The following is a 20,358-nucleotide window of genomic DNA, read 5'->3' as shown; positions in this document are numbered from 1 at the left end:
TGTTAAATCATAGAAGCGACAAGCTTTAATCAATTTATTAATACCAATTTAGTTATGAAAACCAATCTTAGTTCTCAAATCACTCTCAACAGAGTCTCCCCCAGGTATTACAGGCCTGAGAATGCATTTGAAAGGTCGGTATTGACCCGACTGGAAAAAATCCCGGCTGACATCTACGAATCAGCAGAGGAAGGTGCAAACCACGTTGCCTGCGAAATAGCTCAACTGATTCGCGATAAACAAAAGGCCGGACGTTTTTGCGTATTGGCATTGCCGGGCGGTAATTCTCCCCGTAATGTATATTCAGCCCTTATCCGGATGCATAAAGAAGAAGGTCTGAGTTTCCGCAATGTTATCATATTCAACCTTTACGAATATTATCCGCTTACAGCAGATGCCATCAACAGTAATCTGAATGCCCTGAAAGAAATGTTCCTCGATCATGTAGACATCGACAAGCAGAATATTTTTAGCCCGGACGGTACTATTCCTAAAGACACGATCTTCGAATATTGCCGCTTGTACGAGCAGCGCATCGAAAGCTTTGGTGGACTGGATGCTGTATTACTCGGTATCGGCCGTGTAGGTAACATCGGTTTCAACGAACCGGGTTCCCGCCTGAACTCCACCACTCGCTTGATTTTGCTGGATAATGACTCACGCAACGAGGCATCCAAAATGTTCGGAAGCATTGAAAGCACACCGATCAGCTCTATCACAATGGGTGTATCCACCATTCTGGCTGCCAAGAAAATCTTCTTGATGGCATGGGGTGATGATAAGGCTAAAATGGTAAAAGAGTGTGTAGAAGGTGCAGTAACAGATACTATTCCGGCATCTTACCTGCAAACGCACAACAATGCTCATGTAGTTATTGACCTTTCTGCTGCCGGCAACTTGACGCGTATCCACCGTCCGTGGTTGGTGACTTCATGTGAATGGAACGATAAACTGATCCGTAGTGCTATCGTATGGCTGTGCCAGTTAACAGGAAAACCTATCCTGAAACTTACCAATAAGGATTATAATGAAAACGGTTTAAGTGAATTGTTGGCATTATTCGGTTCTGCATATAATGTAAATATCAAGATATTCAACGATCTGCAACATACTATTACCGGATGGCCGGGTGGCAAACCAAATGCAGACGACACTTATCGCCCCGAACGTGCAAAACCATATCCGAAACGTATCGTTGTATTCTCTCCGCATCCCGATGACGACGTTATCTCCATGGGAGGTACCATCCGTCGTCTGGTAGAGCAAAAGCATGATGTACACGTGGCTTACGAAACCTCCGGTAACATTGCCGTAGGCGACGAAGAAGTAATCCGTTTCCTGCACTTTATCAACGGTTTCAATCAAATCTTCAATAACAGCGAAGACAAAGTGATTACCGATAAGTATGCAGAAATCCGTAAGTTCCTGAAAGAGAAAAAAGACGGTGACATCGATACACGCGATATTCTTACCATTAAAGGTTTGATACGTCGTGGTGAAGCACGCACCGCCTGTACATACAATAACATCCCACTGGATCATTGTCATTTCCTTGATCTGCCGTTCTATGAAACCGGTCGTATTCAGAAAGGTCCGTTGACTGAAGCTGATGTGGAAATCGTACGTAACCTGTTGCGTGAAGTGAAACCTCACCAGATATTCGTTGCCGGCGACCTTGCCGACCCACATGGTACACACCGTGTCTGTACCGATGCTGTATTTGCAGCTATCGACCTAGAAAAAGAAGAAGGTGCAAAATGGCTGAAAGACTGCCGCATCTGGATGTATCGTGGTGCATGGGCTGAATGGGAAATTGAGAACATTGAAATGGCAGTGCCTATCAGTCCTGAAGAACTCCGTGCCAAACGTAACTCTATCCTGAAACACCAGTCTCAGATGGAAAGTGCACCGTTCCTGGGCAACGACGAACGTCTGTTCTGGCAACGCAGCGAAGACCGCAACCGTGGTACTGCTGCATTGTATGACAGCCTTGGTCTGGCATCTTACGAAGCAATGGAGGCATTCGTGGAATATATTCCGTTGTAAATGTTTGCTAAATAGAAATAAGAAGAGTGGGAAGCCAAGGTTTTCCACTCTTTTTTTACGTACTTTTGTGGAGGGACTTCACTGCAAAAAGGCACAGAGTCTCACAGAGCTTATCCGTTATGAGAATATGAGAAAAAGAATATTATTAGCCATTTGTTGCTGCGCTTTCGCCCTTAATGGAAAACTGGCAGCCCAAGATACCGAAGCGAACGTACAAGATCGTCTTCAATCCTTCTTTCGGGAATATACTACCACCACAGTAAATATCGGTACTTGCAAACTGGATAGTTTCCGCATAAATCATCAGAAAAAAAGATTAACGGTTTATGCAGATGATAAATTCTCCTATCAACCGTTTCGCCAGGAAACGGTAGATGCCATATACCGGTACCTGAAACAAGTACTTCCGGGCCCCGTAAACTATTATGATATAACTGTGATAACGGACGGACAACCCATCGAAGACCTGATTCCTAATCTTTACCGAAAAGGTAAGAAAGATAAATCCCGTTTGTACAGTGGATTAGAGTATAAAGGCGAGCCGTGGGTAACGCGCGTTTCGCGTCCTTATGAAATCAGCCGGGGATTGGAAGGTAAACATATCGCTTTATGGCAAAGTCATGGGAAGTACTTCATCAACAAAACCGGAAAATGGGGATGGCAACGCCCTCGCCTGTTCTGTACAACAGAAGATCAATTCACCCAATCCTTTATTCTTCCCTACGTCATCCCAATGTTGGAAAATGCCGGTGCCAACGTGTTTACTCCCCGCGAACGGGATACCCAGAAACAGGAAGTCATTGTGGATAATGATACTCCACAAAGTTCCCTTTATCTGGATATGAAAAGCCGCAAAGCCAAGTGGGAACAAACAGGACTTCCCGGTTTCGCCCAGCGTAAATCAGTCTATCGGGATGGTGAAAACCCATTTATTAGCGGTACGGCACGATTTGCTCGTACCGAGAAGAAAAAAAACAAAGCTTTTGCTGAGTGGATACCCGATATTCCTGAAACAGGAGAATACGCTGTATACGTCTCTTATCAGACCTTGCCTAATAGTGTAAGTGGTGCCAAATACATTGTGTTTCATAATGGTGGAACTACAGAATTCAAGGTAAACCAACAGATAGGTGGCGGTACATGGGTCTACCTCGGAACCTTTACTTTTGATAAAGGAAAGAATGATTATGGCATGGTAGTACTCAGTAATGAAAGTAAGCAGAAAGGAGTGGTCTGCGCCGATGCTGTACGTTTCGGTGGAGGTATGGGTAATATTGAACGTGGTGGAGTAACCAGTGGGATGCCGCGTTATCTGGAAGGTGCCCGTTATTCTGCACAATGGGCAGGTATGCCTTATCCGGTCTATGGTGGACGGGAAGGCAAGGATGACATGTCCGACGACATCAACGTACGCTCCCGTATGATCAATTATCTGTCCGGTGGTTCCATATTCAATCCCAAAGAAAAAGGGTTAGGGATACCCTTTGAAGTTTCTATGGCATTGCACAGTGACGCCGGTGCCAATAAGGAAGATAAAATCATAGGATCACTCGGCATATACACTACTGATTTCAATGGCGGGCAACTTGGAGCAGGCACCAGCCGTTATGCTTCCCGTGATTTATCCGACATCCTGCTCACCCAACTTCAGCGCGATATCCGTTCCAATTATGCCATAGACTGGACACGCCGCAGCTTATGGGACCGTAATTACAGTGAAACCCGCCTTCCGGCAGTGCCTTCTACTATCATCGAACTGCTTTCACATCAGAATTTTGCCGATATGTGCCTCGGTCACGACCCCAACTTTAAGTTCACCGTAGGACGTTCCATTTATAAAGCTATTCTGCAATACCTTTGCAATCAGCATGGCAAAGATTATGTAGTGCAACCACTTCCCGTAAGCAACTTTTCCATCCGCTTCGGCGATAAAAAGAATACATTGGAACTCTCCTGGAAGGGTGAGGAGGATCAACTGGAACCTACAGCCAAACCACGTGAATACATTGTTTATACCCGCATCGGACGCGGAGGATTTGATAATGGCGTACGTGTCAGCAGCCCTTCTTATACAGCCAAAATAGAACCGGGTATTGTCTACTCTTTTAAAGTAACCGCAGCCAATCGGGGTGGAGAAAGTTTTCCGTCCGAGATTCTTGCTGCTTATAAAGCCAAGAAGGAAAAAGGACGTATCCTGATTGTCAACGGCTTCGACCGTATCAGTGGACCGGCAGTCATCGATACCCCTATTGAAGCCGGATTTGATTTAACAAAAGATCCGGGCGTACCTTATCTATATGACATTTCACTTTGCGGCGCTCAAACCGAATTCTCCCGCAAGCAAACGGGAAAGGAATTGGGACGCAGCAGTGACGAGTGGGAAGGATTAAAAATTGCCGGAAATACCTTCGACTACTCCTTCATACACGGAAAAGCAATACAGGCAGCCGGTAATTATAGTTTTGTATCATGCAATGATGAGGCTGTAGAAAACGGGCGCGTCCCATTGGAGGTTTATAATATTGTGGATTACATTCTTGGACTGGAGAAAGAAGATCATCAAAGTAACCCGGCTCGTAACACATATTACAAAACCTTTTCTTCCCCTATGCAACGCGCATTGACATCATACTGTCAATCCGGTGGTAATCTGCTGATTAGTGGTTCCTACATCGGCAGCGATATGAATAACTCGCAAGGCGACCGGGAGTTTACACAGAATCTTTTGAAATACGCCTACGGACAGTCTATCACTGACAGCTATTCAGGAAATATCAGTGGGCTGGGACGTACATTCAGTATCCCCCGCCTACCCAATGAATATGCTTATCCCGTAACTGCTCCGGAATGTATTCTTCCTACAGGTGGTGCTTTCCCCGTACTCACGTATAATTCCGGCAATCAAAGTGCTGCCATTGCTTATCAGGGCAATTACCGCACCTTCGTCATGGGATTTCCTTTTGAAAGTATCGAGAAGGAAACGGATCGTAATGCTATCATGGCCTCTATTCTGCAATTCCTCACCACAGATTCACGCAAATAAAAATAAAAAAGGAAGAATAATCAATGAAAGTATGCATAATCTGTGGTGAAAAACTTATCTTTGCTCTCAGAGTATAAACCTTTAAAACATAAAAAAACTATGTACACTATACAAGCAAACCCCAGCGGTACCCGCAGTTTAGAAATATCCGAAGAGAATCTGGCTACTATTGAGAAATACGGACTTTTCCGTCATCTTATTGACAGTAACGGTATTGTAGACGAGTCTGTTCTGGAGAAACTGAGACTGAATATCCGCTCCCTCATCGCATCACAAGAGGAGGACAGCAAAGATCTGCTCGACCTCTGCATCGACGTGATATACCACAACAACATGAAAGCCTTCGGATTACAACAGTTGATCAAACTCTATCTGGAATGGCTTTCCAAGCAAGAACCCATAGAAGAGGAGTCATGAAATGAAAACAATCGACACCTGTGGTCAAAAACTTTACAGTCCTCTCATCCCGGCAGTCAAAGCTATGTGCGAAACCGCGCCGGGTGAGAAGTTGGAAATTATAATGAATAACGCTGAGGCTTTCCAGGATTTGAAGGAATACCTCGCGGAACAGAGCATTGGTTTCCGAGAAATATACGACGGAGAACGGATGATCTTGCAGTTCAAGATGTAATAGTTGATCCGCCACTTTTTTCACAAAAGAGATTTCAATGCCCCTATACAAATACAGACGGGATACATTGCAGTGATGTTTCCCGTCTTTTTTATTCGACTGTACTTCAAGCTAATACATCAGAAACATGAAAACACTCTATTTTTTCCTTCCACTCCTGATAATAATTGTAGCCACCCCATTAAGCGCACAAGATATTCCCGAATGGCATCTTGTCAAGATGGACAAATTAGGATTTATAGCTTCTTTTTATCAGACTCCTACAGCAAGTACGCTGACTGAAGGAGAATCTACGTGTTATAGCTTTGAAAATATTATAAACGAAAAAGATCATCCTAATAAATTATATCAAATCACTGTGTGGGAATCCTCTAATCCGGCTGACAGCACTTATGCCGAATACAAAGAAGAAGAACTGACAACTCTTAAACTTCATAGTCAAGGATTGCGACTCATAGAAAAAGATATCATGCAAGGAAGAATGATTCCATTCAATTGCTATGTACTGCAAAGTAAGACCGGAGAATACACTCATTTTTACATAGGATCGGGTAAGAACAAAGTTTATACACTAGAAGTTACATGCAAAAAAGATGAAAAATATAATGCTGATTTGATACAGTTCATACGCAGTTTCCAGATAACTCTTTATAATAATCAGATCGAAAGCATCAGTACCGACAGTCTAAGCTATACCATGAACTTTCCCTTCACCCCTAAGATTCAAAAAATAGATTCTCCGGAAGCTGGAATCAAATATCATGTAGTAGTTTCCGGCGAAGCCCCAAAGAAACCCGAAACAGGATATATGGGAGAACTGGAAGTAATCTCTCAGGTTAGTGTATCTCCGATAGAGGTATATGAAATATCTGAAATATGCTACAATACAGACCAACTGCCAGAAGAAATATCTGCCGAACAAAAAGAGTATTTCTGGAGAGAATTGATGCACATGATTATCAATGCCACTTCCCAAGGTAAACTACTCAAAAAGGAAGAAATGAAATCTGGAAATCCCGAAGGCATAGCTTTTACTTACACTGGAATAAACGGGATTAATTACCGTACATTTCTTTGCCGGGCATTTTATATCAAACGCAAATTATATATTCTTCAGGTTCTACTTCGATACAGGGACGAAGCTAATCACCCGGATGTTATCAATTTTTTGGACTCCTTCCGCATAAAGTAAATATTAGGCTCTATCATTATTCCTGCATAAGCAAAGGCACTTCAAACCAGAATGTAGACCCTTTGTTTACCTCAGATTCCAAACCCGCCTTGCCTCCCAGACTACGAATGATAGTTTGCGAAAGCGTCAGCCCTAAACCTGTTCCCGGCACTTCCCGATCCAACTTCTTAAAGCTGGTAAATATTTCTTGTTGCTCTTCTTCCGGTATCCCAATCCCGGTGTCGGACACATAAAAATGAACGGTATCCGTTTCCTTCATGTGGCAACCAAAGCGTATTTCACCAGATTTGGTAAACTTAATCGCATTATGAATCAGATTTGCCATTACCTGAATGATGCGCTGATGTTCAGAATACATGATAATAGGTTGCAAGGATGCTTCACAGATCAAATCAACTGAAGGGTTATTGAACAGTTTCACTTGAAACATGCCTTCCAGTTCTCTCAACAAGTCATTGGCATCAAACTCCGAATACTCGAAACTCAAAGTCCCGGCCTCTATCTGCGAAAGATCAAAGATATCATTTATCAAACGCAGCAAACGCTCATTGTTCTCTGAAATAATATCCATATACAGTTTCTTCTCCTCTTCATCGGAAGCAGTAGCTATTAATCCGGAAAAGCCAACAATCGCATTCAGTGGTGTACGGACTTCATGACTTATATTCGCAATAAAAGTAGATTTCAACCTCTCTGCAGATATCGAGTTCTTTCTCTCTATGTTCAGCAACCTCTGAACATTCTGCAGTTCCGTTACATCATAAACCGTCAATACCATATGCTCTTCTCCTTCAATAACAACATAAGCGCCCGATACTGAAACATCACAGGGGATCACTTTGTCTTCTTCTTCATTCAGAAGATTCATAGAAGCATTTACTTTTTTGAAACTCTCTTTCTTCTGAAAAGCTCTTCCAATAGCTGCGCGGATACCACAAAGTTTACACTGCTGGTGCATGCCACACTCACCGGCTTCGGCAGCATTCCGGCAATGCAACAAGTCACCGACCCTTTTCATCACACCAGTCTCAGGAACAGGAAGCTTATTCAAGGAGTAGTAATTAGTGTCGCAAACAATAAAATCTTTATCAATCAGTAAAAAATAGGCATTAATATTTTGTAAAACCAAAGTTGCCCGGTCAAGTTTGCTTTGTAGCGTGTCTTTTGAACCTGATTCTTCATACGGAGATGTTTCCATAATTGATTGATTTATATTTTGATTTGTGCCATTAGCGTACAAAAATATAAAATATCTGGATAAACCAGACGATTCTTTGGCATTTTTATTTGTGCCCATCCCATGCTTTGCCAAGTTACCAGTGAAAGCTAAGGCGCTTTTCCGTAAGGACTAAAGACTAAGACAACGAAAGTTTATTCGTCCCCTTATAAGGAACATTGCGTCCCCTTATGGAGGGACGCAATGTTCCTTATAAGGGGACGAAATGTTCCCCATGGTGGAACGCATTAACATTCGCAGGCAAAGGTACTAAGTTCTTCTATGATCTATACTACCCTAAGAAGCTATATCCCTTACAGACCTATTAAAAAGCAAAATCGGAGATATGAAAGATACGACAAGCATAGATTATGAATGCAAAAATTGCACATTTTCTGGCTGAACCTCATTTTATGCGTATCTTTGCAGCATGAAAGAATATCGACTGACTGATTGGTTGCCCACAACCAAAAAAGAAGTAGAATTGCGTGGATGGAACGAACTGGACGTTATTTTGTTCAGCGGAGATGCTTATGTGGACCATCCTTCTTTCGGGGCTGCCGTCGTGGGACGCATCCTCGAAGCGGAAGGCTTGCGTATAGCGATTGTGCCTCAACCCAATTGGCGAGACGATTTACGTGACTTTAAAAAATTGGGACGTCCCCGCCTATTCTTCGGTATCAGTGCCGGCTGCATGGACTCTATGGTCAATAAATATACGGCAAACAAGCGTCTTCGTAGTGATGATGCCTATACACCGGATGCCCGTCCGGACATGCGACCGGAATATCCGTCCATCGTTTATACCCAAATCCTGAAGAAACTCTATCCCGACATTCCAGTTGTTTTGGGAGGCATTGAGGCAAGTATGCGCCGATTGACGCACTACGATTACTGGCAGGATAAAGTACGCAAAAGCATCCTCGTAGATAGTGGAGCCGACTTACTGATCTATGGGATGGGAGAAAAGCCACTTGTGGAACTGGCAAAAAGAATGCAGCAGCAGGCTGATACCGGCTTGCCCCTGCAACGTGATATCCCACAAATAGCCTATCTTTGCAAGACAGCGGAATTTGTGCCGGAAGAAGGAGATATCCGCCTTTACTCTCACGAAGAGTGCCTGAAAGATAAGAAAAAACAAGCTGCCAACTTCCGCCATATTGAAGAAGAAAGCAATAAATATGCGGCCTCACGCATCACACAGGAAGTGGATGACCTGACCATCGTTGTCAATCCGCCTTATCCTCCGCTGACGGAAGCAGAACTTGACCACTCCTTCGACTTACCCTATACCCGGTTGCCTCATCCCAAATACAAAGGCAAACGTATTCCGGCTTATGACATGATCAAGTTTTCCGTTAATATCCACCGCGGCTGTTTCGGTGGCTGTGCTTTCTGTACCATCTCGGCGCATCAGGGAAAATTCATTGTCAGCCGTAGTAAAGAAAGCATCTTGAAAGAGGTGAAAGCATTAATGGAGCTCCCTGACTTTAAGGGATACCTGAGCGACCTTGGAGGCCCTTCGGCCAACATGTACCACATGAGGGGAAATGATGAAGCTCTTTGTAAGAAGTGCAAGCGCCCGTCATGCATTCATCCCAAAGTATGCCCGAATCTGAACAGTAGTCATCGCCCATTACTTGATATTTACCATGCTGTGGATGCACTGCCCGGCATCAAAAAGTCATTTATCGGAAGTGGTGTACGCTATGACTTATTATTGCACCGGAGCAAAGATCCGGAAACCAATAAAAGCACTGCTGAATATACCCGTGAGTTGATAGCCCGACACGTCAGTGGACGTCTGAAAGTAGCTCCGGAGCATACCAGCGAACGAGTGTTGAGCATCATGCGCAAACCTTCATTCAGTCAGTTCCAGGAATTCAAAAAGATATTCGACCGCATCAACCGCGAAGAAGGATTGCGGCAACAGCTTATCCCCTACTTTATCTCCAGCCATCCCGGCTGCCGAGAAGAAGATATGGCAGAACTGGCCGTCATTACCAAACGTCTTGACTTCCAACTGGAACAGGTACAAGACTTTACCCCTACCCCAATGACTGTGGCCACCGAAGCATGGTACACCGGCTTCCACCCTTATACTCTGGAACCTGTATTTAGTGCCAAAACTCCACGGGAAAAGTTGGCCCAACGTCAGTTCTTCTTCTGGTATAAGCCGGAAGAGCGAAAGAATATTATCAATGAACTAAGGCGAATAGGACGACAAGATTTGATTGACAAACTATATGTAAAACGATAAATACGAATCAGGCATGAAAAAATTAATCATTTTCCTTATTGTATCCTTGAGTTGCACAAACTCACTCTTGCAAGCACAAGATCGTTTACCGCAAGACTTCAGTGTATCATTCGGTGGCGGACTGACCCTGCCGTATGTAGATGGAAATCGTAATGACTTCTTTAACAAGAATGGAAATCGTGCAGGATATAACCTGACGACGGAAGGGCGCTATTACTTCATGCCAAACTTCGCTTTGGGACTTCAGTATGATTACCTGAGAATTGCTCATTCTCCGGATAAAATGCATTTACATTACATACATCCCAACATCACCTACCGTTACTTATGGAGCAATGGCAATCAAGGTGCTTTCCTATCATTCGGTATCGGTTATATGAACTACGAGGAGCGTACATACCAGAGAAACACCAAGAAAGGATTTCTTTTCAATAGAGGATATTGCGGCCTGTCAATCGGCATGGGTTACGAATTCTATATTTCTAAAAAAATATCCGGAGTATTTCGTGCCGACATTCTGACGGCCGACTGGTTTGCCAATCCTGATGCCCGACTTTACAATCCGGATGATTATGATGACGGAATAGATCACAGCTGGTTTAAGAACAATATTACGTTCTTCAATATAGGTTTTGCCATACAGTTCGGACGATAACAGAATTTTCCGCCAATCCATAAGAAAATATCCCCTTCCACATCCATAAAGTTCTATTAATAGAGAAACGTATGGGTATGGAAGGGGGATTCTGTTACTTAATCAGTTTGTATAATTCGCTGCCAGCCAACAAGAAAGCACCTACACCATATACATCAGTAGCATCACGTCCTGCAGCCTTGGGAGCAGCCCCTACAGGTTGTATATATCCCAACTTACCGTCTGTATGTACGGCTTTGACCAGTGACTTCCAGCCTTTTTCAAGCACAGGCTTATAAGTACGTTTTGCCAGGTATTCATTTCTGAGTCCCCACGCAATTCCATAGCACATAAAAGCAGAACAACTATTTTCAGGCATATCGTAAGAATCCGGATCCAGCAAGCTTGTGCGCCAGTCACCGCCCTCGCATTGGGTTTTACGTACGGCCTCAGCCATTTTCACAAACAGTTGAATATAGTAGTTACGCGAGTCACAATCTATTGGGAGATTATCTATAATCAAAGGAAGTCCGGCAAATACCCAACCGTTACCACGTCCCCAAAATTGTTTGGCTCCGTTCTTCTCACGCATAGGAATTCGCTTATTGTCCCTATAAAAAAGTGAATATTCTTCATCATACAATGAATCTACACATTCTTTATATTCACTATTCATATAATTCAAATAAACATCATCTCCCGTCATTGTATACAGAGCCGCATATACCGGCGGTGCCATGAACAATGCATCCGCCCAAGACCAGCGTTCCAAAGTTCCCACTGCATCCGTTTTCAACAAAGGGGCTTTCGAAGGATGAGTTGCCACATAATATGCCCGCTCCATCACCGGCTGCAACATCCGTTTATCTCCCAGTTTGCGATACATTTCAATAAATGCCTGTCCCACACAGATATCGTCTGCATGATAAACACGATCCCACATATTCCAATTGTATTTCTCACCAATTTCACGTACAAAGTCATAACATGTCTCATTACCGGAGACCTTCCCCCATTCGGTCATCCCCCGGTATAATGCACCGTTTGTCCAATCCAAGGGATGATGTTTCACCTCTTTTTGATGATTGATCTGCCATTTGGCTACTGCATCGCAGACTTTCATAATATCAGCTTTCTTCATGTCAGCTGAAAACTGCTGAGCATATAAGCTACAACCTACTGAAAACAAAAACAGAACTAAAATTTTCTTCATGGTTTTAAATAATTTATTATTCAACTTCGAGCGCCGGTACATTCTGATCGGCTCCCGGATATCCTAAATTCTGATTAATACGACCTCTGGAATTAGAAGCAATCGCATTCTCCGGTACAGGCCATAATATATGATAAGGCTTAATAGTATAAATATTGATGCCATTATGATTGATCTTTTCACGGAAGAAGTTATTATATCTCATCATTCGGTCATAGTAATAATTCTTCTCTGAAATATCGCTAAGTGAATACCCATTCAATCCCTTTTCTGCCATGATAAAAGCCACACGAGTCAATTCCGTCTTTCGAGGTTCTTCAAAAAACAATTCTCTAGCACGCTCATCCAGTATATATTCAATGGTTACTTGCTGAGAGTTTGTTAACTCTGCTGCATTAGCACGCATCCGGATTTTATTAATATCATTCATGGCTGCATCCATATTTCCTTTCCAATAATAAGCTTCAGCTCTCAGTAAATAAGTCTCAGCCAAACGGAATACATACCAATCCGTATATCCTCCCTGAGGAGTATCAGGTTTATTATCTTCAGGTACAAAAGTCTTGTAATGCATCATCGGACTCCAAGCATAAATAGTATCTACACAATACTTTTTTTGTAAAGGTTGACCATAATATTTAGATGCCGGATTATTATAGACCATATCCTCCATATTCAACCAATTAGGAGCTGTATGGCGATAATCGTCTTTGGAATCCCAAACTTCATAATTAAAATAATTAGTCGTTCTGATTCTACCGATACCACGTCCCACTTGCCCTATTTGAGGCTGTCCTGCCGCTTTATCCATTGTGCCACGTTTACCATCCGGATCATTGTTGGTATTTGCATTCCACCAGCAAGGAACAAGATCTCTCATCCGATAAGACCCGGTAGAAGTCCCCCCTTCTGTCAATTGTTTATCCTCAACCAGAAAAATGCCTTCCAGATTTTCAGAAGAATTGATATTCTCCCGATTAAAAAGATCACTTATTATATTATATTGAGCATCCGATATATTGACCCCAAATCTTTTTTCCATCAGTTTATGTTGACTATGATCTATGACAGCAGTAGTAGCAGCGACAGCTCCGTCAAAATCACAACATGCCAAACATATTTTAGCCAGCAGATGATTTCCTGCTGCCTTGGAAACAGCACCATGAGGAGCACTCTCCGGCAGATAGCGGGTGGCAAACATCATATCTTCTCGTAAACGTCTCAAAATACTACTACGTGTATGTGAATAGAAATCTAATTTAGGAGTTGTGACTTCTTTATCAATAAAAGGTACATCTCCAAACTGATTCACCAGTTTATAATACCAATAAGACCTATGAAAATACCCTTCAGCCAGAATTGTATTTTTATCATTTTCAGTAATCTCATCCGCAGCCTGTACACGAGATATTATTGTATTTGCTTTCTGAATAGCACTATAGCCTTTACTCCAGAAAGTACCAATCTGAGAATCTCCATAAGCACCCGGCTTTAGCTGAATCTCAAAGTTTTTTAAAGTTTGAGCAACGATATTGCCAGCTACAGCAACATCAGAAGTCATCAATTCTGTGCAGGCATAAGAATTATTTCCTATAAACTCCGGACGTATCATGGCGCGACAAGAAACCAAAGCACCTTCTAATCCTTCTTTCGTCACATAGGTATTTTCAGGAGAATAGAATGACAAAGGTTCCGGTTTTAGCCAATCATTACAAGAAACCAAACATGCAGTACACAAAAATGCAGAGAATGCATAATGTACCTTCCTTAATATTATTTGTGTTTTCATATCTATACTTTTATAATGAGAAATTAATACCAAAAGTAAACGTACGCGGTGCCGGAGATAAGGATTCCGGATCCCAATAATTCCATCCTGTTATCAATAAAGGATTAGAAATGTTTATATAAACACGAGCATTGGAGACGCTCCATTTAGAAGATATCTTATTAGGTATTCTATAAGCTAACGAAACTTCTTGTAAACGTACATACGAACGGTTTTTATAAACATTGAATGACGGAGATTTCGTATTCGAACCTAAACGTGCAAATTCATTTGTAGGATTCTCCGGAGTCCAATAATCATATTTATAAGCATTTACGCGGTCATAATAATAATCCGTGGGATGAGTATAATGACTATTAGAAGACTTATGTCCAAGATCTGAGCGAATAAAGAATGAAAAGTCCACGCATTTAAAGAACTCCATCGTATTACCAATACCGAATGAAAAACGAGGACGCTTATGTCCTTGAAATACTTTATCATCTTCCGGTAGATATTCTCCGTCATTATTTACATCCCATATCTTAAAATCACCCGGTTCTTTACCATACTTGGCAGCCTCTTCACGTTCATTCTCTTGCCATACTCCCAAAATTTTATAATCATAAATTTCATCTAAAGCATGTCCAATATACCATCCATTCTGAATATCATCATCTTCTCTCTGTCCTATTACATTTCCATCTTTATCCAGCACATCTACCATTTCCCCATACAAATGGGCAATTTCATTCCGGTTAAGAGAAGCAATGAAAGAAGAAGACCATCTGAAATTCTTATGATCGATATTAACTGAATTTAAAGACAATTCAAAGCCTTTATTACGAACTTCTCCCAAATTAGTTGTTACTCCGGAAAAACCAATAATATCCGGCAAAGAGCGAGTTAACAGCAAATCTTTTGTAGACATATAATAAGCCTCCACTGTTCCATTCAAACGATTACCCAGAATTGCAAAGTCAAAGCCTATATTATATGCTTCAGTCTTCTCCCATTTCAGGTTTTCATTGGGAAGACGAGTGGCATAAATCCCAATAACTGTACTTCCGTTATGCAGATATTTCTCCGAATCCAAATTTGCCAAAGCAGCATAACGTCCTATGCTCCGGTTTCCATTGATACCCCAAGATAAACGAAATTTCAAATTATCAATCCACGAAATCGCTCTCATGAAGTTTTCCTCATTCATTCTCCAACCAAATGCAAATGCAGGAAAATTAGCATATGGATTATTAGAACCAAAAGCCGAATAACCATCACGCCGGAAAGAAGCAGTAAACAAATAGCGATCCATTAAATTATAGTTCAGTCTTGCCATCATAGCATTTCCCGTATCCACTGTATCATCACTCCCTACAACCGGATTCGTACCATTTGCAACAGCATGCCAACCAAGTACTTCAGAAGGAGTAAGATTGGAATTCTCCGCTTTATCAGACCAAGTTTCATTTTTTTCAAGATTAAACAAAAGGGTCAAATCAAGCTTATGAATTTTATTGAATGTACGGTTCCATCTCAAGATATTATCAAACATCCAGGAATGAGCACTATTATTACGCCTGACGGCATGCCCCTTATACTTTTCACCAGCCATACTGGTAGATGGATCAAAATAATGATTCTTTTGCCAATTGTTATAGTCCGAATAGCTCATTTCATAAACGAATCCCCATGGCAATGTAATCTTTGCATTCAATGTAGCATTGAATGTCTGAGTCACATTGAAACGATCACGTTGTTCATAGCTTGCAAAAGGATTCGTGCTCATATTATCATCATTAGGATAGAACTTCAAAGAACCGTCTTCTTCATATTTACTCCCCCAGGGACTAGCCTGAATAGCTTCTTCCCAATCAACTTCATCTACACTTTCATTACGAGTGGCATAATGTGCTTGCAAGCCGACCTGAAGCCAATCTCTAACATTTACTTTCAAATTTAAACGCGAACGGATGGTCTTATATTGGTCTCCTACTACAATACCTTGATTATTAATGCTTCCTAATGACCAATAGTAAGAAACTCTGTCATTCTTTCCAGAGATACTTACATTGTAATCCTGACGCAAAGCGTTTTGAAAAGAAGCATCATACCAATCCGTTTCCCTACCTGCCAGATAATTATCTATTTCTGTTGTAGAAAAGGCCAAACGATTCAGCCAAATCTCTGCCGGATTTGAATCTGCCGAAGCCCCTGTATACGATAACCAGGTATTCAGATCAACTCCTTGTGGCAAATTGTCCGGATTATGGAAGTATCCCAAAGGACGAGATGGATTACTCCGGATTTTCTCATCCCTTCTCATAACCATATATTCCTGCCCATTAAAAGGACGCTGATTACGAGTCAAATTCTGCATACCTATCTTCATATCAAAATTGATGACAGGCTTTCCTTCATTACCCTGTTTCGTTGATATGACGACCACTCCCGAAGCCGCACGTGATCCGTAAACAGCTGCAGAACTACCATCTTTCAAAATATCAATCGTTTCAATATCACTGGGATTGATATCCACCAAATCGCCATTAAAGATAACTCCGTCCAATACAATCAGAGGAGAATTACTGGCATTAATGGATTTCTCACCACGAATCAACATAGAACCACCCCCTTTGGCAGAAGTTCCGAACCCTGCAGAAAATCCTGCTACCGTACCACGCAGCATTTCAGCTACACTAGTTACCGACTGCGTCGTATTTTCTGTAGAGATACGAGTTATTGCTCCTGTGAGATCTTTTTTTCTCATCGTTCCATAACCAACCACAACAACCTCTTCCAATTGAGCGACATCTTCTTCCAATTCCACGTTAATCACATTCCTTCCATTAACCGTAACCTCTTTAGACTGATAACCAATAAATGAAAAAACGAGAGTCTCTTTGGAATTTTCCAATGTTAACCGATAATTACCATCAATATCAGTGATAGTACCAGCTATTTTCCCCTTCACTTGCACAGTTGCTCCTATGACGCTTTCGCCATTGGATGTTACTTTTCCGGTAACTACAAAATTTTGTGCATAGACACCTGTTGACCAACTGATTAAGCTAAAAAACAGGTACAATTTCATAAACAATTTGTGTTTCACATGCATAGTTATTAATATTTAAATGGTTAATACTAAAACCCTGTGGTTATTTTATACTGTATCACATTCTTGTCAGATTCAAAATAAGCGATATCCGCATATCCATTTCTATAGGGAATTCGTTTCTGCTTCCTCTGTATGGTAGCATTTCGAGGTGATATGGCCTGAAAACAAATTTGACCATCACGAGACTGCAATATCACTTTCCCATTTTGAAAATCAATTTTAGTTTCTTCCATACCATCATTTATTAACATGGGGTAACATGCCCGCACCTTTTTTACATTCCCTTTCAGAATATCACGCACAGTAATTCCGGTATGGTCAATATAAACTCGTTGTGAAATTTGAGTAATCCCATCAAATCTACCAGTATAGATGACTTCAAATGCAACTCCACCTACAGATTGTCTAATATTCCTCACATCTATTTCAGGAAGCTTACTACCTCTGTATGCAGAAAAACAAGATGTATTTGGAAATAATATGTTAGTATATTCCGCTAAGCGGTGTATTCCCCCCGTAGCATCATGCCATTCAGGTCCAATCGCATACAGTTCTCCACCTAAATCCTGCTTCTTCTTGTTATCCCATTTATGGGGAATTCCATCCGAAGGACCTAGCTGTGGGTTTGAATTTTTCAGATGAATTCTGATGAGTCCTGTTGCATTATAACGAGGATCTCCACTGAGCTCATACTCTACATAGTTTCCGCCAGAATTAGCAAAAACCTTATGGAACACGTCTTTCATAACCAAAACATATCCACCGATATCGGCCGGAGACGGAAATTCTTTAATAGAATTATCAGCATATAAATAGGCAACACACATTAGCCAGCATGCCAACAGATTATACTGTGATTGCGCTGAATAACTTTCATACCCATGCATCACTTCGATAGGAAAACGGTTTTTCACAATAAATCCGCTTCCATCTTCTCTTATCCATCTTCCGATGCTCCTAAGTGCTAAATGCGCAGCTCGTTTAAAAGCGCCTGCTTCCTGCTTTTTTCCTAAAGCTGCATATTGTGAAGCGTAAATCTCATAAGTCACGGCTGCCGCTGCTTCATTCCAGATATGTTGAGCACTTCTGCCGCCTGTCGGCACCTCTCCATAAGGCGATTGCATGAAAAGAGAAGTCCATGCTCCCAAACATAATTTGCGGGAATAAAAATCAAAAAACGTTCCGTTATATCCTTCCGCCAAAATAGAAGCCATAAACTGCCTCGTAAACTCATCATACACCATTGGCGGATTAGTCTTATTATCTATATACAAGCCAAAATCAGACATATATTGCTGCTGGTGTTCCAGATGGGTATGAAAAAAATCTTTGTGATCGTTAATCCCTTTTTTTAACCGTAAATATTCACCAGCTAAAGCCACAACATTGTGATTATAACAGATTTTCTTACGCTTCAAGTTATCCCGATATAGCACATACGGATCAATTTCAGCCATTTTTTCGTGCCAGACAATCATTTGTGCTTCAGAAACCAATCCTTTATAAAGATCCATCGCCAGCATGATAGGCTGAATAAAGAATTCACCATGGTGATGGGCACACCTGTTCTCATGCATCTCACTCACAGAACAATCCAAAGCCTTTATTCCACTCTTTACCAAAGCATCATCTTTCAAGTATCCCGTTTGAGCCAGTAACCCTATAGACAGAGCATAGCAAGGAGTCGAGTATTGCCATTCGATTTTATAGACTGGATCAATAATTGCTCCCGTCACTTTATCCTGACAAGACGCAAATGCACGAACCTGGCATTCTACCAATCTCAAATATTCATTATTATCTAATCCTGATGATTGAAAATCAACTACCCGCTTCTGATTCTTCAAAAAAATTTCTACCAACTGCCCTAATTGAGGATTATCTTCCCGAATATTTTGTTCAGCCAATAATATATTATTTATATCTCTTAATGAACCAGCATCTACCTTCGATGCGAATATCAAAAGACATAAACTGCCCCAAATGATTTTATGTAAAAGCTCCGTTTTCATGGTTTTATAGCTTTATCAAGTTTCACATCTGGATTTCCACACCATATCTTCTTTCCAGTCCATTCGGCATACGAAGTATTCCAAAATTCATCAATAGTAGAAAGCCCCAATGCCGCAAAAGCTGCTGTACACAGATAGAGACTTCCCGTAGATATATATCTTTCAGCAATCTGTGGTTGATGACCTGCAAATCCTAATGTCAGCCATCCATCTGCATCAAAATTCCCCTTAACCGACATATGTTTCTTTATAACAGCTGTCAGAGCACATCTAACCTGTGCCTTTGTAACCGATACCGGCAACAAATCTTTCAATGCAGCTTGGGATAGTACATGAAACGTCCCAAACCTATAAGCTATTGACCGGCCTATCACCGGATAAGCTCCATCCGGAGAAATCATTCTTTCTTGTTGTTCTGCATATCTGGAAAAGCGCTTTTTCTCCAACTGATAAAATTCTTCTTCACCTTTTGCATACTTTTGCATTACTTCCAACACATCCAATAACATAGGATGAATCACATAGCTATTATAATAATCCATATGTAAATCTACCCCATCTCCATACCATCCATCACCTTTATACCATTCCTTGAAACGCATAATGGCATAGTTAACAGGTTCCATATTGCATTCTCCTGTTAATTCCAGTAAAGTAGCTTCTACCATGGCTGAAAATAATAACCAATTACTCTCTATTGGTTTTATCTTACGTATCTGCTGCAATGCGTTCAATACATTCTGTCGAGTCTTGTCCGAAAGATTTCCCCAAATTTGTTTAGGGGCACGTAATATCCCCTGACAGAAGAAAGCAGCGTCCACCAATGGTTGTCGTGTCACCACAAAGTTTAAATAATCAGGAGACTCGGGATTGAAACCATTATCTATGGAGAGAAGCATCAGACGTATATACTTATTTCTCAATCTTCCCTCTTCTGTTTCATCAGGACCAAGTTCCAGCCAGGGAGCCATACCAACCAACAAACGCCCCAAAGCTTCTAAATGAGTAGTACGTGTATTGGGAGGATTCAATGCACCGGATATAGTTTCTACCGGCATATTCTTCTTCAGTTCTCCCTTACTCATATTTTCTAATACCGGGTCCGCTATTTTTGTCAATACAGTAACCCAATAAGCACGATCCTCCAAACCTGATGGATTTTGTGAATAACCACATAAGCTTATTAACAGGAACAATGCACAGGTAAGAATATTCTTTTTCATGA

At 41.5% G+C, this 20,358-nt stretch carries 13 protein-coding genes; 7 read left to right on the top strand and 6 right to left on the bottom strand.

The annotated features are described in order from the left end of the window. Positions 1–54 precede the first annotated feature (54 nt). The 5 genes from DWW10_RS11055 (at position 55) to DWW10_RS11035 (ending at position 6,912) form a co-directional block, all read left to right on the top strand. Positions 55–2,046: a glucosamine-6-phosphate deaminase gene (locus DWW10_RS11055; RefSeq protein ID WP_022392572.1), complete on the top strand. Its 1,992-nt coding sequence runs from the start codon at positions 55–57 to the stop codon at positions 2,044–2,046. A gap of 127 nt (positions 2,047–2,173) precedes the next feature. Continuing rightward, on the top strand, positions 2,174–5,089 hold the full coding sequence (locus tag DWW10_RS11050) for a golvesin C-terminal-like domain-containing protein (protein WP_118421409.1): 2,916 nt from the start codon (positions 2,174–2,176) through the stop codon (positions 5,087–5,089). A 99-nt stretch (positions 5,090–5,188) separates the two neighbouring features. Beyond that, positions 5,189–5,506 (top strand): hypothetical protein, encoded by a 318-nt coding sequence (locus tag DWW10_RS11045; protein ID WP_007663951.1) that lies wholly within the window; start codon positions 5,189–5,191, stop codon positions 5,504–5,506. A gap of 1 nt (position 5,507) precedes the next feature. Then, positions 5,508–5,720 (top strand): sulfurtransferase TusA family protein, encoded by a 213-nt coding sequence (locus DWW10_RS11040; protein ID WP_022392574.1) that lies wholly within the window; start codon positions 5,508–5,510, stop codon positions 5,718–5,720. Between the two features lie 127 nt (positions 5,721–5,847). Then, complete coding sequence (locus DWW10_RS11035; RefSeq protein ID WP_022392575.1) at positions 5,848–6,912, top strand: hypothetical protein; 1,065 nt, start codon at positions 5,848–5,850, stop codon at positions 6,910–6,912. A gap of 16 nt (positions 6,913–6,928) precedes the next feature. On the opposite strand, the gene DWW10_RS11030 is transcribed toward DWW10_RS11035, so the two are convergent. Continuing rightward, the gene (locus DWW10_RS11030) at positions 6,929–8,110 is read right to left on the bottom strand and encodes a sensor histidine kinase (protein WP_022392576.1); all 1,182 of its coding nucleotides are present in this window, start codon (positions 8,108–8,110) and stop codon (positions 6,929–6,931) included. A gap of 448 nt (positions 8,111–8,558) precedes the next feature. Here DWW10_RS11030 and DWW10_RS11025 point away from each other — a divergent pair, with 448 nt between their 5' ends. Together DWW10_RS11025 and DWW10_RS11020 are read left to right on the top strand one after the other, a co-directional pair. Continuing rightward, positions 8,559–10,388 (top strand): YgiQ family radical SAM protein, encoded by a 1,830-nt coding sequence (locus DWW10_RS11025; protein ID WP_022392577.1) that lies wholly within the window; start codon positions 8,559–8,561, stop codon positions 10,386–10,388. A 13-nt stretch (positions 10,389–10,401) separates the two neighbouring features. Then, positions 10,402–11,043: an outer membrane beta-barrel protein gene (locus DWW10_RS11020; RefSeq protein ID WP_022392578.1), complete on the top strand. Its 642-nt coding sequence runs from the start codon at positions 10,402–10,404 to the stop codon at positions 11,041–11,043. Positions 11,044–11,137: 94 nt separating this feature from the next. Here DWW10_RS11020 and DWW10_RS11015 read toward each other — a convergent pair whose 3' ends face one another. From DWW10_RS11015 to DWW10_RS10995, 5 genes are read right to left on the bottom strand one after another with little or no spacing between them, the layout of a single operon-like run. Beyond that, entirely contained in the window at positions 11,138–12,235 is a 1,098-nt protein-coding gene (locus tag DWW10_RS11015) for a glycoside hydrolase family 88/105 protein (protein ID WP_022392579.1), read from the bottom strand. Positions 12,236–12,251: 16 nt separating this feature from the next. Continuing rightward, a complete protein-coding gene (locus DWW10_RS11010; RefSeq protein ID WP_022392580.1) occupies positions 12,252–14,024 on the bottom strand; it encodes a RagB/SusD family nutrient uptake outer membrane protein in 1,773 nt (590 codons plus the stop codon). Positions 14,025–14,034: 10 nt separating this feature from the next. Further along, the gene (locus DWW10_RS11005; RefSeq protein WP_259320470.1) at positions 14,035–17,097 is read right to left on the bottom strand and encodes a SusC/RagA family TonB-linked outer membrane protein; all 3,063 of its coding nucleotides are present in this window, start codon (positions 17,095–17,097) and stop codon (positions 14,035–14,037) included. A gap of 50 nt (positions 17,098–17,147) precedes the next feature. Then, on the bottom strand, positions 17,148–19,133 hold the full coding sequence (locus DWW10_RS11000) for a hypothetical protein (protein WP_022392582.1): 1,986 nt from the start codon (positions 19,131–19,133) through the stop codon (positions 17,148–17,150). Next, positions 19,130–20,356, bottom strand: a complete 1,227-nt coding sequence (locus tag DWW10_RS10995; RefSeq protein WP_022392583.1) for a DUF2264 domain-containing protein — start codon at positions 20,354–20,356, stop codon at positions 19,130–19,132. Before DWW10_RS10995 ends, DWW10_RS11000 begins: the two co-directional genes overlap by 4 nt. Between the last annotated feature and the right edge of the window lie 2 nt (positions 20,357–20,358).

It is taken from the genome of Bacteroides intestinalis, from assembly GCF_003464595.1.
Lineage (GTDB): Bacteria > Bacteroidota > Bacteroidia > Bacteroidales > Bacteroidaceae > Bacteroides > Bacteroides intestinalis_A.
This window is presented reverse-complemented; position numbering and strand designations above follow the sequence as displayed.

Coding starts and splice junctions, on each gene's coding strand:
- DWW10_RS11055 (WP_022392572.1), top strand. CDS start 55: ATGAAAACCAATCTTAGTTCTCAAATCACTCTCAACAGAGTCTCCCCC.
- DWW10_RS11050 (WP_118421409.1), top strand. CDS start 2,174: ATGAGAAAAAGAATATTATTAGCCATTTGTTGCTGCGCTTTCGCCCTT.
- DWW10_RS11045 (WP_007663951.1), top strand. CDS start 5,189: ATGTACACTATACAAGCAAACCCCAGCGGTACCCGCAGTTTAGAAATA.
- DWW10_RS11040 (WP_022392574.1), top strand. CDS start 5,508: ATGAAAACAATCGACACCTGTGGTCAAAAACTTTACAGTCCTCTCATC.
- DWW10_RS11035 (WP_022392575.1), top strand. CDS start 5,848: ATGAAAACACTCTATTTTTTCCTTCCACTCCTGATAATAATTGTAGCC.
- DWW10_RS11030 (WP_022392576.1), bottom strand. CDS start 8,110: ATGGAAACATCTCCGTATGAAGAATCAGGTTCAAAAGACACGCTACAA.
- DWW10_RS11025 (WP_022392577.1), top strand. CDS start 8,559: ATGAAAGAATATCGACTGACTGATTGGTTGCCCACAACCAAAAAAGAA.
- DWW10_RS11020 (WP_022392578.1), top strand. CDS start 10,402: ATGAAAAAATTAATCATTTTCCTTATTGTATCCTTGAGTTGCACAAAC.
- DWW10_RS11015 (WP_022392579.1), bottom strand. CDS start 12,235: ATGAAGAAAATTTTAGTTCTGTTTTTGTTTTCAGTAGGTTGTAGCTTA.
- DWW10_RS11010 (WP_022392580.1), bottom strand. CDS start 14,024: ATGAAAACACAAATAATATTAAGGAAGGTACATTATGCATTCTCTGCA.
- DWW10_RS11005 (WP_259320470.1), bottom strand. CDS start 17,097: ATGAAATTGTACCTGTTTTTTAGCTTAATCAGTTGGTCAACAGGTGTC.
- DWW10_RS11000 (WP_022392582.1), bottom strand. CDS start 19,133: ATGAAAACGGAGCTTTTACATAAAATCATTTGGGGCAGTTTATGTCTT.
- DWW10_RS10995 (WP_022392583.1), bottom strand. CDS start 20,356: ATGAAAAAGAATATTCTTACCTGTGCATTGTTCCTGTTAATAAGCTTA.